15 protein-coding genes are annotated in these 11,985 nt (G+C 59.6%); 10 read left to right on the top strand and 5 right to left on the bottom strand.

Annotated features, from left to right (window positions below):
• Positions 1 to 145: 145 nt before the first annotated feature.
• Positions 146 to 535 carry a DUF1987 domain-containing protein gene (locus tag LW884_08280; protein MCE3008324.1) on the top strand — a complete coding sequence of 130 codons (390 nt, stop codon included), beginning with the start codon at positions 146 to 148 and terminating at the stop codon, positions 533 to 535.
• A gap of 283 nt (positions 536 to 818) precedes the next feature.
• Positions 819 to 1,328, top strand: coding sequence for a hypothetical protein (locus tag LW884_08275; GenBank protein MCE3008323.1), 510 nt, complete (start codon positions 819 to 821; stop codon positions 1,326 to 1,328).
• A 69-nt stretch (positions 1,329 to 1,397) separates the two neighbouring features.
• Here the strand turns inward: LW884_08275 and LW884_08270 are convergent, their stop codons facing one another.
• Together LW884_08270 and hslV are read right to left on the bottom strand one after the other, a co-directional pair.
• The gene (locus LW884_08270; GenBank protein ID MCE3008322.1) at positions 1,398 to 1,859 is read right to left on the bottom strand and encodes a type I restriction enzyme HsdR N-terminal domain-containing protein; all 462 of its coding nucleotides are present in this window, start codon (positions 1,857 to 1,859) and stop codon (positions 1,398 to 1,400) included.
• A gap of 13 nt (positions 1,860 to 1,872) precedes the next feature.
• Positions 1,873 to 2,406: an ATP-dependent protease subunit HslV gene (gene hslV / locus LW884_08265; GenBank protein ID MCE3008321.1), complete on the bottom strand. Its 534-nt coding sequence runs from the start codon at positions 2,404 to 2,406 to the stop codon at positions 1,873 to 1,875.
• Positions 2,407 to 2,469: 63 nt separating this feature from the next.
• Between hslV and LW884_08260 the strand changes: the two genes are divergently transcribed.
• Complete coding sequence (locus LW884_08260; protein ID MCE3008320.1) at positions 2,470 to 3,453, top strand: CPBP family intramembrane metalloprotease; 984 nt, start codon at positions 2,470 to 2,472, stop codon at positions 3,451 to 3,453.
• Entirely contained in the window at positions 3,450 to 4,370 is a 921-nt protein-coding gene (locus LW884_08255) for a phosphatidate cytidylyltransferase (GenBank protein ID MCE3008319.1), read from the top strand. Before LW884_08260 ends, LW884_08255 begins: the two co-directional genes overlap by 4 nt.
• 16 nt (positions 4,371 to 4,386) lie before the next feature.
• On the opposite strand, the gene LW884_08250 is transcribed toward LW884_08255, so the two are convergent.
• Positions 4,387 to 4,791, bottom strand: coding sequence for a gliding motility-associated C-terminal domain-containing protein (locus LW884_08250; protein MCE3008318.1), 405 nt, complete (start codon positions 4,789 to 4,791; stop codon positions 4,387 to 4,389).
• A gap of 140 nt (positions 4,792 to 4,931) precedes the next feature.
• The gene (locus tag LW884_08245; GenBank protein MCE3008317.1) at positions 4,932 to 5,807 is read right to left on the bottom strand and encodes an OmpA family protein; all 876 of its coding nucleotides are present in this window, start codon (positions 5,805 to 5,807) and stop codon (positions 4,932 to 4,934) included.
• 182 nt (positions 5,808 to 5,989) lie between these two features.
• On the opposite strand from LW884_08245, the gene LW884_08240 reads away from it, so the two are divergent.
• The 6 genes from LW884_08240 to LW884_08215 all read left to right on the top strand — a co-directional run bounded on the left by LW884_08240 (position 5,990) and on the right by LW884_08215 (position 11,406).
• A complete protein-coding gene (locus LW884_08240) occupies positions 5,990 to 6,964 on the top strand; it encodes a hypothetical protein (protein MCE3008316.1) in 975 nt (324 codons plus the stop codon).
• Positions 6,965 to 7,055: 91 nt separating this feature from the next.
• Positions 7,056 to 7,526 carry an Lrp/AsnC ligand binding domain-containing protein gene (locus LW884_08235; GenBank protein ID MCE3008315.1) on the top strand — a complete coding sequence of 157 codons (471 nt, stop codon included), beginning with the start codon at positions 7,056 to 7,058 and terminating at the stop codon, positions 7,524 to 7,526.
• 73 nt (positions 7,527 to 7,599) lie between these two features.
• Positions 7,600 to 8,277, top strand: a complete 678-nt coding sequence (rsmI, locus tag LW884_08230) for a 16S rRNA (cytidine(1402)-2'-O)-methyltransferase (protein MCE3008314.1) — start codon at positions 7,600 to 7,602, stop codon at positions 8,275 to 8,277.
• The gene (gene lnt / locus LW884_08225; protein MCE3008313.1) at positions 8,222 to 9,901 is read left to right on the top strand and encodes an apolipoprotein N-acyltransferase; all 1,680 of its coding nucleotides are present in this window, start codon (positions 8,222 to 8,224) and stop codon (positions 9,899 to 9,901) included. The genes rsmI and lnt overlap by 56 nt, the downstream gene beginning before the upstream one ends.
• The gene (locus LW884_08220; protein MCE3008312.1) at positions 9,891 to 10,715 is read left to right on the top strand and encodes an inositol monophosphatase; all 825 of its coding nucleotides are present in this window, start codon (positions 9,891 to 9,893) and stop codon (positions 10,713 to 10,715) included. Before lnt ends, LW884_08220 begins: the two co-directional genes overlap by 11 nt.
• A gap of 70 nt (positions 10,716 to 10,785) precedes the next feature.
• Entirely contained in the window at positions 10,786 to 11,406 is a 621-nt protein-coding gene (locus tag LW884_08215) for an RlmE family RNA methyltransferase (protein ID MCE3008311.1), read from the top strand.
• A gap of 31 nt (positions 11,407 to 11,437) precedes the next feature.
• Here the strand turns inward: LW884_08215 and ribH are convergent, their stop codons facing one another.
• Positions 11,438 to 11,974 carry a 6,7-dimethyl-8-ribityllumazine synthase gene (gene ribH, locus LW884_08210; protein ID MCE3008310.1) on the bottom strand — a complete coding sequence of 179 codons (537 nt, stop codon included), beginning with the start codon at positions 11,972 to 11,974 and terminating at the stop codon, positions 11,438 to 11,440.
• Positions 11,975 to 11,985 lie beyond the last annotated feature (11 nt).

Here is an 11,985-nt window from a genome sequence, read left to right as displayed (position 1 = left end):
GAGAGAGCCGTACGCTAGCCCAGGTGCCTGGGTACGGGTATCTGCTTTCGGTTGGTCAATCTGCTTTTGGCGGGCAACAAGTAGACCGGTCTGTCCGTTAATTTTGTTACTTTGTCGATCAGCTGGTACCAAAACTGCGAAGACTGTGGCAACTCTCTATATAGAACCGACGGATAAAACGCCCAAGATCGTACTGGATCCGGAAAAAGGCGAGTATCTTTTTACCGGCAGGTCCATCCCCGAAGATTCCATGGATTTTTACCAGAAAATCTACGACTGGATGGACACAGAGGGGGTTAGGCTCACCGGTTCGGCACGCTTTGTTTTTATGCTGGAGTACTTCAACACCAGTTCCTCCAAGTGTATCCTGGAGGTTTTTCGCCGCATCCAAGACATCCACCAGAAGAACGATGGCGTGTCCATCCTCTGGCTATGCGAAGAGGCGGATGAAGACATGATTGATACTGGCCATGACTACCAGGCCATCCTGCAGGTGCCGTTTGAAATTCAGGTACAAGAGGTGCTCTTCGACTAGAATCGCAGATGAATCCCGAGGCTGTGGGCAGATAGAAGGCAAAGGGGGGCCATAACGTTCCCAAGCTCCACGATAACGCGCCATTCCGTGTGCCTTACAAAAAACATCCGGGGTATACTCGCGAAGCGTTTGTGCTGCTTTGGTAGCTAGGGGCGGAAATCTTAACCTATGTGCAGGTGGCTTTTTCAGCTCTTTTTGTTGGTTTATACAGCCTAAAAGAAATGTGATGAAAAGGTTGTATCGGAGAATTGAAGCACTCGCCCATCGTTTATCCTACCCTGTTTTGCTAGCTACGCTCGCTGTGTCGGTGGCCGTACTGGTTCTGGGTCTACGCGCTGCAAACAGACAGTATGCGCTATCGGAGTATCCACCAGAGCTATTTGCCGGACAGCTGGCTTTTAGTCCGGGAAAAGTAGCCGCGTGGTACCAGTTCTTAATCCGGAATGAGACCCTGGATATCTACATCGAGACACAGTACCTGGACTTTGTGTTCATCTTTGGCCTGATGGCTACTATTTTTTTCGTTCAGCTGCTATTGGTAAAGCTGAACCCAATGGATGGTAGCTGGTATCGGTTTGCTGTGGGCATGGTGTTCTGGGGGCCACTGCTGGCTACTGCAGACATTTGGGAGAACCTTGCTACACTTGCCATGCTACCGAATCCCACCGACTTTAATCCGGCCTTGGCCTATCTGGCTTCCAGCCTAACTGTTTGGAAGTTGTGCTGGGCGCTTTTGGGCACTTCATTGGTGGTTATTCAGTGTCTAAGTTTGCTTGTCCGCAGGCTTAGGTAGTGTGCCTGTTGTCCGTTATCTAATACGGGTAGCGCGAGGCCCGCATACCGGCCCTACCAGATTGCTGGCTTATGGGGTGCTTTTCGGCCCTGCTTGTGGTTGGATCTTTTGATGCAGAATTTGGCAGATGATGCTCCATTCTTCTTCAGGTCTGGCCATTTGCGCATCCAGCAGCAGGCACTGGTCGCCATTGGTTAGCAGGACGAGGGGTGCCTGTAGTTCCCGGTTGTAGCTGGCAGCCTGTAGGGCCACAGTTGCCGATAGGGGTACCCCCGGTGCCTTACACTCGCACAGCAGGCTAGCCCGGCCCGCTGTGTCGAATACCAACACGTCAAAGCGCCGCGGCCTACCCATGTATAGCACCCTGCGCTCTACGGCTATGCGGGCTGGGGGCACCTGCACCTGCGAGAGCAGCGCGAAGAGCAGGCGCTGCCGTACCCACTCCTCGGGCTTGGCCTCGGCATAGCAGCGTCGTATGGGGTCCCACAGCAGGCCATCGGCGGTGGCAGGGTAGGGGTAGGCAGGCAGCATGGCGGGCGTGGCCCTATAGGGTCAGCAGCGTAAAGTTGTGGTTGGTATAGATGCAGATGTCGGCTGCAATGTTTAGCGAGGCCCGCACCAGCTCTTCGGCAGATAGCTGGGGGGCATGCTGCTTCAGCGCCATGGCTGCACTCTGGGCATACATACCTCCGCTGCCAATGGCCAGGATCTGGTCTTCCGGCTCCAGCACATCTCCGGTGCCGCTTATAATGAGGCCTTCCTCTCGGTTCATGATGATCAGCATGGCCTCCAGTCGCCTCAGGTAGCGGTCTGTACGCCAGTCGGCAGCCAGGGCTATTGCCGCCCGTTTCATGATCTTGCCGTGCTTGTTCAGCTTCTCCTCAAAGCGCTCCAGCAGGGCAAAGGCATCGGCTGTACCGCCGGCAAAGCCGGCCAGGATGCTATCATCTGCCATCTTGCGCACCTTGCGCACATTGTTTTTCATCACCGTATTGCCCAGTGTGGCCTGGCCGTCTGCGCCCAGGGCCACCTGCCCGTTGTGGATAACACCCAGCACCGTTGTTCCGTGGATTTTCATAACCGTAAAGCTATCAAAATCTGTGGCAGGCTGCTTGCGTACCATTGCTGTCTATCTTTGTGCATGCGCTACCCGGCCGACAGTCCTTTTGGTCGCTCCCTGTTCCCGCCCAGCTCGGTCTTGCTGCTGGGCCTGGGTCTGGTCTTCCTGTTGCAGCAGATTCTATTGCCCTTTGGTCTGTTGTCCTTGTTCGGCCTCCTATCTGGCTACCCGCTGCTGGAGCTGATGACTGCCGGAGGGGCACTCCCGGCAGCGGCCTTGCCCTGGCTCAAGCTACAGCTTTTTAGCACCCAGCTGGTAGCCTTTGGGGCACTGGCCTGGGTGCTGGCTCGTGCTGCGGGCAGCACCCGGCAGGAGCTGCAGCTGGCCCCACCGGCCTGGCGCGGCAGCCTGTGGCTGGCGGTACCCCTGGCGCTGCTGGGCATCCCGCTGCTGTCGCTCACAGCCATACAGCCCGATGCCTTTGCCCTGCCTGCAGGCCTGGAGGCAGTGGAGGCGGCCATACGAGACATGGAGGCCCGCGCAGGGCTGCTGCAGCAGGCCCTGCTGAGGGAGGATTTGGCCGTAAACCTGCTGGTGGTAGCACTCACCCCTGCCGTGATGGAAGAGCTCTTCTTTCGTGGCTACTTACAGAGTACCTGCCGCCGCATGTGGAATCCGCATGTGGCTATCTGGCTTACCGCGCTCTTGTTCAGCTTTATCCACTTCCAGTTTTTTGGTTTCTTTTATCGCATGGGTTTGGGTGCGCTGTTTGGCTACCTGGTGTACTATAGCGGCAGCCTGTGGCCCGCTGTGGTAGCCCATGCGGCCCACAATGCGGTGGGCGTGCTGGCCATTTACGGGGTGGCACACTGGGGCTGGCCTGCCGAGCTGGAGCAGCAAGAGGCGCAGGTGCCGCTGGCCCTGGGTGCTGCTGCCGCCCTGGCGCTTGCACCCCTGCTGTGGCTCTACATCCACCAGAACCTCCGCCGGCAGGGCCCGCGTAGCCTCGCGTCTCCCTCCCCGGGCCATGCTCTACCCCCTCCCTCTACTCCCGATCAAGCATGACGAACCTGAGCCAACGCATTCTTACCGCCCTGCTGGGGGGTGCCCTGCTGCTTACGCTACTATTTGTTTCTCCCTATAGTGCTATGCTGGCCTGTAGCCTGCTAGCCGGCCTGGTGTACTGGGAGTTTTTGCGGCTTCGTATAGCCGCTCGTTGGGTGGTAGCCGGGCTCATGTTGTTTCAGCTTTTCGTCTTTTTGGGTTTACTTGTGCTGGTAGATGAGGCAAGTTCTTGGATATCGGGTTGTTTTGGGATGAACAACCTGGATGCTGTTTTCTCCTTTCATTACCCTAAACCCGATGCTCCCAAAGGTACTTTTTCAGGACCCATAGGCAGCTACAACAGTAAGGTGATCCTGGCGGTTGTCCTATTTGCGCTTTTACCTCTCTCGGTACTTCTTTTGGCCTTTCGCGCACGCTTGGGGCGCATTGTTTACACGTTGTCGGGTAGTATATATACAACACTGCCCTTTGTATTATGGCTTGCCATGTTCTTGTTTGATGAAGATATTTACGGCAGGCATGCCTACCTATTGGCCCTGGCCCCCCTGCTATTTGTATGGTGTTCCGATACCTGCGGCTACTTTGTGGGTCGCAGCCTGGGGCGGCACCCCATCTGGCCTGCCATTAGCCCCAAGAAAAGCTGGGAGGGGCTGGCAGGCAGCGTGCTAGGCTGCATGCTGCTGGGCCTTGCCCTGCAGCAGGAGGATATGGCCGGAGGGATACTGACCGGAGGGATACTGGCCTTGGCCACCACTGCGGGCGACTTCCTGCAGTCGGCCCTAAAGCGCCGTGCCTCGGTGAAAGACAGTGGGAGCCTGCTGCCCGGCCATGGCGGCTTCTACGACCGCTTCGATGGCTTCCTGCTGGCCATGCCCGTGTATCTGCTCCTGCGCCTCTCGGGCTTGTTTGGTCTTTAATCTGGGTTCTGCCCGGCTAACGCAGCAGCGTTATGGTGCCCACATGCCGTATGCTGTCTCCCTCCAGGGTACGTCCCCGCATCTGGTACACATACACCCCCTCGGGTGCCTGGCCACTGCGGCCCTGGCCCGCCCAGGGCTGGGCCTGGGTGCCACTATACACCTCGTTGCCCCAGCGGTCATACACCAGGATGGTATAGTTGCTAACCTGCTGGCTTGGGCTGAATACATCATTAATGCCATCTCCATTCGGGGTGAAGGCATTGTAGTAGGCAGGCTGGTCATCCTGGGGGATGATGACGGTGCGGCCATTCTGCGTTTTGTCCTGCTGGGCGTGGGCCATTCCGCATAGCCCGGCCAGCAGCAGGAGCACCGGCAGCAGTAGGGCCGGTAAACCTGGTGGACGATGGAGCTGGATCATAGCCATTTTAATCTTTTGGTTGAAGTCTGAAGAAATCTACGCAGAATATGGGACAAAGATACGCGAACTGAGCGAACGGTTCATTTTCGGGTCTGAACGGTTACCGGGCAGCCCTGCGGCAGGTTGCCTATGGGCATTTCCTACTTCAGCAGCTCGTATAGCCCGGCTAGTTGCGGGGCTATTATCAGCTCGGTGCGTCGGTTCAGGGCTTTCTGGGCGCGGCTTTCGTTCGGGGCTATCGGCTGGTGGGCACCCTTTCCCGCTGCCGTCAGTCGCCTGGGGTCTATGGCATAGCCCGTGCTAAGCAGGCGCACCACGGCAGTGGCGCGCACCACGCTCAGGTCCCAGTTATCGGCCAGGCAGCTGGTGCGTATGGGGTCGGTATCGGTGTGGCCCTCCACCCGTATGTGCAGGCTGGTGTCTGCCCGCAGTACCTCTGCCACTTGTTTCAGCGCCGCCTTTCCCTCCTGGCCCAGCTCGGCAGAGCCCGAGCCGAATAGCAGCTTATCCGAGAGGGATAGGTACACCTGTCCGTCTTTTAGTTCCAGGCTCAGCTGCGAGGCCTGGTAGCCATCCAGCGCTTTCCGCAGTGTTTCCAGCAGGCGGTTTTGCTGTTTCTGTTGGGCTGCAATCCGTGCCTCTAGCAGGCTTAGCCGGGCTTCGCGCTCGGCCAGCAGGGCTTCCTGGTGTTTTAGCTCGGCGGTTTTCAGCTCCAGCGCCTTGCCGAATCGTTCGGCCTGGTCCAGGTTGGTAGCACTCAGCTCGTCGTAGCTAGCCTGCAGGCGGTCGCGCGCCTGGGTGGTCTCCAGCAGGGCATCTGCCAATCGTTCTTTCAGCTGCTGCAGGCTATCGCGCGCATCCAGCGTTTCGGCCAGCTGTTGCGCCTTCAGGCTATGGGCCAGCTGCAGGCTGTCTCGTGCCGCTAGCAGGGCCACATACTTTTTCTTGGGCACACAGCCACTGTGCAGGGCCGCCGCCAGGCAGCTCAGCAGGCATAGGGTTAGTAGGGTACGCATGCCTAAAGCTACGTACCAGGCCTGCTTGCGCCCAGGCTTAGTTCTCCACCCCCATCTGGTACTGGCCTGGCTACGCCTGTGTGCAGTGCACAGGCCTGAAAAAATGCCGTAGATTTGGGTCTATGTGGCCTGTGCTGGAACGATGTACTGCCCGCCTGGGCTCCGCCGGATTGGGTTTTTGCATGGGACTGTGGTTGCTGGCACTGGCTCCGGCGCGGGCGCAGGATAGCCTGGCCTTTATCTGGCACAATGCCGAGAACCTGTTTGACACCCTGGACGCACCTGGTCCTGGCGACGACGCCTTTACACCCCTGGGGGCCCAGCAGTGGACGCAGGGGCGCTATACCGCCAAGCTGGATTCGCTGGCCAGCCTGTACCGCCAGCTGGCCGATGAACTAGGGGTGGCTCCGGCCCTGGTGGGCCTGGCCGAGGTAGAACAGGATGCTGCTGTGCTGGCCGCCCTGCAGGCCCGCCTGCCCTGGGCCCGGCACCATGCCCTGCTGCATGCAGCCGGCAGCGATGCCCGCGGGCTGCAGGTGGCCTGCCTGCTGGATACGGGCCGCATCCGGCTACAGGCGGTACACACCCTGCCCATACACTTCCCCTGGGCACCCGGGCACCGCACACGCGCTATGCTGTACCTATCTGGCCTACTCCCCACGGGCCAGGCCCTGGCCCTCTACCTGGCACACTGGCCCAGCCGCTACCAAGACTCTACCTACCGGCTACAGGCGGCCCGGGTGCTACGCCACCACCTGGATAGTGTGCTGCTGCAGGCGCCCACCACCCAGGTGCTCATCCTGGGCGACCTGAACGACGAACCCCACAATGCCAGCCTGCGCCTGGGCCTGGGGGCAGTAGCCATCTGGCAGCAGGGCGTGTGCGGAAATTCGCCAGAGGAGCCTCCCTTTATGCTCTTCGATATGAATGCAGACGGCCCTGAGGCCTATACCTACCTGTACCAGGGCCGGGGCGAGCTGCTAGACCACGCCCTTACGACAGACCCTGCTAGCCTGATGGCCTGGAACGCCGGCCAGCGCCAGCTGCTACGGCAGGGCCGGGATGGACCCTATATGCACCGCACCTACTGGGGCACACACTATGCCGGTGGTATGAGCGACCACCTGCCGATTGTAGGTAAAATGTTTGTTAAATAGCTGAAAACATCGATAAATGGCCTTGTCTTTGACCAGATAGCGGGTAATTTTGCGCGCCGTTGACTAAACTCTATTAATCCTGTATTCCGCCATGAGCGAACACAAGCCTAGCCTGGACGAACTGGATAAGAATATCCTGCAAATGCTGCTGCACGATGCCAGCATACCTTACACAGACATTGCCCGCGAGCTAAAGGTATCCGGCGGTACCATACACGTGCGAATGAAGAAAATGCAGGAAGCCGGAATTGTGCTGGGTAGCCGCCTGGTGGTAGACTATGCACGCCTGGGCTTCGACGTATTGGCCTTCCTGGGTATCTACCTGGAAAAAGGCTCGGTATACGCCAAGGCACTGCACCAGCTACGCACCATACCCGAGATTGTGGAGCTGCACTACACCACGGGCATGTATAACATGTATGCCAAAATTGTGTGCCGAGACACCCGCCACCTGCGCGAGGTGCTGAACGACAAGATACAGGTAATAGAGGGGGTGGAGCGAACCGAGACCTTCATCTCGCTAGAGTGCGGAATAGACCGCGAACTGACCCTGGAAACCTAGGCTGCCAACTGCCACCCGCGCGGTACCCGGTACTGCGCTGAAAGGCTGGGGGCATATCCTCCCTTCATTGCAAATGAGTGCACGCATTGTCCTGGTACCCACGCCTATTGGCAACCTGCAGGACATTACCCTGCGTGCGATAGAAACCCTGCGAGCGGCTGACCGTGTAGCCGCCGAAGACACCCGGCACACCGGCCTGCTGCTCCGGCACCTGGGCATACAGGTGCCCCTCATCAGCCTGCACATGCACAATGAGCACCAGCGCATCCCTGCCCTGCTGGCCGAGGTGCAGGCACAGGGCTGGACGCTGGCCTACGCCAGCGATGCCGGTACCCCCGGCATATCCGACCCTGGCTACCTGCTGGTGCGCGAGGCACTGGCACTGGGCATAGCCGTAGAGTGCCTGCCAGGCCCCACGGCACTTATCCCCGCCCTGGTAGCCAGTGGCCTGCCAGCAGACCGGTTCTGCTTCGAGGGCTTCCTGCCTGCCAAGAAGGGCCGACAAACCCGGCTAATGAGCCTGAGGGACGAGCCCCGCACCATCCTGCTGTACGAAAGCCCGCACCGGCTGGCCAAGCTGCTGGGCCAGCTGGCCGAGGTGCTGGAACCCACCCGGCCCGCCAGTGTGGCCCGCGAGCTGACCAAAATACACGAAGAGCACCGGCGGGGTACCCTGTCCGAATTACAAGCTTATTATGATCTCCATCCTCCGAAAGGCGAATGCGTGGTGGTGGTGGCAGGCCGAGCATAGGCCCTACCTGCTGCTGCTGCTGGGGGGGCTACTGCAGGCAGCAGCCTTTCCGCCCAGCCCCCTGGCCCCCCTTATCTGGCTAGGCTTTTTGCCCGTGCTAGCGGTGCTGGAGCGGCGGGTCATCAGCCCCCCCCCCGCGCGCCTGCGCAGGCAGCTGTGGCGCACGCTACGCTATGGCTATGTACAGTTTGTGGTGTGGAACCTGCTGTGCTGCTATTGGCTGATGCTCACGGCCCTGAAGGTGGCGGGGGGCGAGGCCCTGGTGGCCCTGCTGGGGGGCCTGCTGGCCAACCTGCTGAACCCAATCCTGATGTGCCTGCCCCTGCTGGTATACGTGTGGCTGCGGCGGCGGCTGCCCCTGGCCACGGCCCTGCTGGGCCTGGGCCTGGCCTGGCTTAGCTTCGAGCACCTGCACTTTGGCTGGGAGCTGAGCTGGAGCTGGCTGACCCTGGGCCATGCCTGGAGCTACTACCCACTTTACCTGCAGTACCTGGACCTTACCGGTGTGCTGGGTGCATCGGCCCTCACGCTGGTGGTGGCCCTCGGCCTCTTTCACCTCAGCGCCCGCCTGCAGCAGGGCCGCCGATTGCCGGTGCGTACCTGGCTGGTGGTGGCTGGCGCGGTGCTGCTGCCGCTGGCTATATACCCTTGGCGCACACACACCTTCCCGGATTGCAATCCCTCGCAGGCGGTGCAGGTACGTATTGTGCAGCCGAATATAGACCCCTACGACAAGTATCGGAAGTCGCCCATGGCCACGGTAGAAGACCTGGCCCGGCAGATAGAAAAAGACTTGCCCGCCGGTACGGAGCTGGTGGTGCTGCCCGAAACTGCCATACCCGGCCCCGTGCTGGAAGACCAGCTGCTGCACGAGCCGCTGCTGCAGCCGCTGCTGCAGGTGGCCCAGCGGCACCACCTGCATATCCTGACCGGCATGCACCCTGTGCGGATTTATCCGCCTGGCACCCGCCCCCTGCCTGCCAGTGCCCGCCCCCTGGCCGGGGGGGGGCACTACGACAGCTTCAATGGCGCCAGCATCCTGGGGGAGGCCAGCCCCCGGGTGTATAAGAAGAGCAAGCTGGTGCCCTTTATAGAGCGGGTGCCCTTTCTGGAAAACCTTGTCTTTCTGCGAGACTGGAATATTGATATAGGCGGCGACTTTGGCAGCTATGGCCTGCCCGATAGCCTGCATCCACTGTGGATGAATGGCCTGGCCATAGCCCCGCTCATCTGCTACGAGAGCGAGTTTCCCGACTTTGTGGCCGGCCTGGTGCAGCAGGGGGCCGGGCTGCTGGCGGTTATTACCAACGATGGCTGGTGGGGGCGCAGCAGTGGCTATGTGCAGCATGCCCAGCTGGCACGCCTGCGGGCCATCGAAAACCGGAAGGAAGTAGTGCGCTCGGCCAATACCGGTATCTCCTGTGTGATAGACCGCTATGGCCGCATGCACCAGCAACTGGGCTGGGGGGTGCAGGGGGTGATAGATACCCATGCCAACCTGCGCGGCGGCCACACCTTCTTTAACCAGTATGGAAGCTGGCTCGGAAAGTGCGCAGTTTTTGGTATGTTTATCCTCGTACTCCTGTATTTCTTCTATTTCCCCCGTACGCGATATGGACCTTAAGACACTGATGGATCAGGTTATTCCGGTGGTAAAGCATGTGGGCGAGCTCATCCTGCTCGATCGGGAGTCCTTCACCTGGGCCGATGTGGAGTTCAAGGGGCAGAACGACCTGGTGAGCTATGTAGATCGAAACGCTGAAGACCGCCTGGTGGGCAAGCTGAGCCGACTGCTGGCGGGCTGCGGATTCATCAACGAGGAGGGGGGACACTACCACGCGGATGCGGAGGCTGTATGGATTATCGATCCACTGGATGGCACCACCAATTTTGTGCATGGCGTGCCCTTCTTCTGCACCTCGGTGGCGCTGCAGTGGCAGGGCCAGATCTGCATGGGCATTATCTATGAGCCCAACCGGGATGAGCTGTACACCGCTATACGCGGCCAGGGTGCCTACCTGAACGGCGCACGCATACAGGTAAGCAGCAACCGGAATACCGAAGACGCTTTTCTCAGCACGGGCTTCCCCTACCGAAAGGGACAAAACATAGATGGATACCTGAACCTGCTGCGGGCCTACATGGGGCATATCCGCGGCATACGCCGCATGGGCAGTGCCGCCATGGACCTGGCCTTTACGGCAGCGGGCCGCTTCGATGGGTTTTTTGAGGCCAGCCTGAACCCCTGGGACGTGGCTGCGGGCGCCCTGCTGGTGCAGGAGGCCGGCGGAACTGTAACGGATTACTGGGGGCAGCAGGACTGGCTATTCGGACAGAGCATTCTGGCCGCCAACACTGCCCTGCACCCGGGCCTCCTGCGCCTGATGACCGACTACCTGCACGCGCATGGGCTAAAGCCAGGAGATAGCCTGGGCTAGCGTGCGCTACGCACCCCACTCGTTTGCGCCTGCGGTATATCTTGTCCATCTTGCCATCCATCCAGCTACTATGGCCTATAAACCCAACGACCACTATGCCCGTAAGGCTCGCCAGCAGGACTACCGCGCCCGCAGTGTATTCAAACTGGAAGAGATAGACCAAAAGCACGGCCTATTCCACGCTGGCCAGCAGGTGATAGACCTGGGCTGTAGCCCAGGCAGCTGGAGCCAGTATGCCAGCCAGAAGATTGGCCCCCGGGGCCGGCTGCTGGGTATAGACCTGACCCCCGTGGATTTGCCCCTGCCCAATGCACACTTTGTAGCAGGAGACATCCATATGGCCGACTGGGGGAGCCTCTTTGAGCAGGCAGGTATTCGGCCACCGGTAGACCTGGTGATCAGCGACATGGCCCCCAAAACCACAGGCAGCAAGATAACCGACCAGGCCCGATCTGCCGAGCTGTGCGAAATGGCCCTGCTGGTAGCGACAAAATACCTGGCACGCGGCGGCCATTTTGTGGCTAAATTCTTTGATGGACCAGACTTCCAAGCCTACCGTGCCCAGCTACAGCGCCTGTTTGACCGGGTGGCCATCAGTAGGCCAAAGGCTACACGCTCCAGTAGCAAGGAGCTCTTTTTCATTGGGCTGGGCTACAATGGCAAGAGCTACGAAGAATCTATGCCCCTGTAGACGCAGCTAGCTAGCGGTAGCAGCAGGCAGGCTAGTCCTCGTCGGTATAGAAAGCGTCCACCATACCGTCCGGATTGTATTTTCCGGTGTATGTACGCGCCAGCTCCAGTAGCTTGAGGGCCGATACGGCAGCCTCTGCTCCCTTATCGCCCACGCTGCCCCCGGTCCGGGCCAGGGCTTGCTCGCGGTTATTTACCGTTAGCACACCGAAAATAACGGGCTTGTCGTGCTTCAGGCTCACCTCCATCAGGCCACTTGCCACCGCAGTGGCAATGTATTCATCGTGTCGGGTTTCTCCTTTTATCAGGGTGCCGAAGCAGATGATGGCAGAGTATACGTCGTAGGCCATCTTCTGTGCTGCAAAGGGCAGTTCATACGCACCCGGTACCAGGATCCGGTCTATATCCTTTACCCCGTGTGCCTGCAGCACACGCAGGGCACTGCTATACATGCGGGCGTTTATGTCCGCATTCCATTCGGCCACGATGAGGGCAATGCTTTCCTGTCTAAAATCTGCGCGACCCCTGTATTGTTCCAGGGATGCGGTGTCTGTATCTGCAGTGGCCATGGGGGCGGTGT

Source organism: Bacteroidota bacterium (assembly GCA_021300195.1).
Lineage (GTDB): Bacteria > Bacteroidota > Bacteroidia > J057 > JAJTIE01 > JAJTIE01.
Note: the sequence above shows the minus strand (reverse complement) of the source record. Positions and strands in the feature narration are given on the sequence as shown.

What these genes read in the sequence shown, in the direction of transcription:
- LW884_08270 (MCE3008322.1), bottom strand. Translation starts at nt 1,859, where the DNA reads ATGCTGCCTGCCTACCCCTACCCTGCCACCGCCGATGGCCTGCTGTGG.
- hslV (MCE3008321.1), bottom strand. Translation starts at nt 2,406, where the DNA reads ATGAAAATCCACGGAACAACGGTGCTGGGTGTTATCCACAACGGGCAG.
- LW884_08260 (MCE3008320.1), top strand. Translation starts at nt 2,470, where the DNA reads ATGCGCTACCCGGCCGACAGTCCTTTTGGTCGCTCCCTGTTCCCGCCC.
- LW884_08255 (MCE3008319.1), top strand. Translation starts at nt 3,450, where the DNA reads ATGACGAACCTGAGCCAACGCATTCTTACCGCCCTGCTGGGGGGTGCC.
- LW884_08250 (MCE3008318.1), bottom strand. Translation starts at nt 4,791, where the DNA reads ATGATCCAGCTCCATCGTCCACCAGGTTTACCGGCCCTACTGCTGCCG.
- LW884_08245 (MCE3008317.1), bottom strand. Translation starts at nt 5,807, where the DNA reads ATGCGTACCCTACTAACCCTATGCCTGCTGAGCTGCCTGGCGGCGGCC.
- LW884_08240 (MCE3008316.1), top strand. Translation starts at nt 5,990, where the DNA reads ATGGGACTGTGGTTGCTGGCACTGGCTCCGGCGCGGGCGCAGGATAGC.
- LW884_08235 (MCE3008315.1), top strand. Translation starts at nt 7,056, where the DNA reads ATGAGCGAACACAAGCCTAGCCTGGACGAACTGGATAAGAATATCCTG.
- rsmI (MCE3008314.1), top strand. Translation starts at nt 7,600, where the DNA reads ATGAGTGCACGCATTGTCCTGGTACCCACGCCTATTGGCAACCTGCAG.
- lnt (MCE3008313.1), top strand. Translation starts at nt 8,222, where the DNA reads ATGATCTCCATCCTCCGAAAGGCGAATGCGTGGTGGTGGTGGCAGGCC.
- LW884_08220 (MCE3008312.1), top strand. Translation starts at nt 9,891, where the DNA reads ATGGACCTTAAGACACTGATGGATCAGGTTATTCCGGTGGTAAAGCAT.
- LW884_08215 (MCE3008311.1), top strand. Translation starts at nt 10,786, where the DNA reads ATGGCCTATAAACCCAACGACCACTATGCCCGTAAGGCTCGCCAGCAG.
- ribH (MCE3008310.1), bottom strand. Translation starts at nt 11,974, where the DNA reads ATGGCCACTGCAGATACAGACACCGCATCCCTGGAACAATACAGGGGT.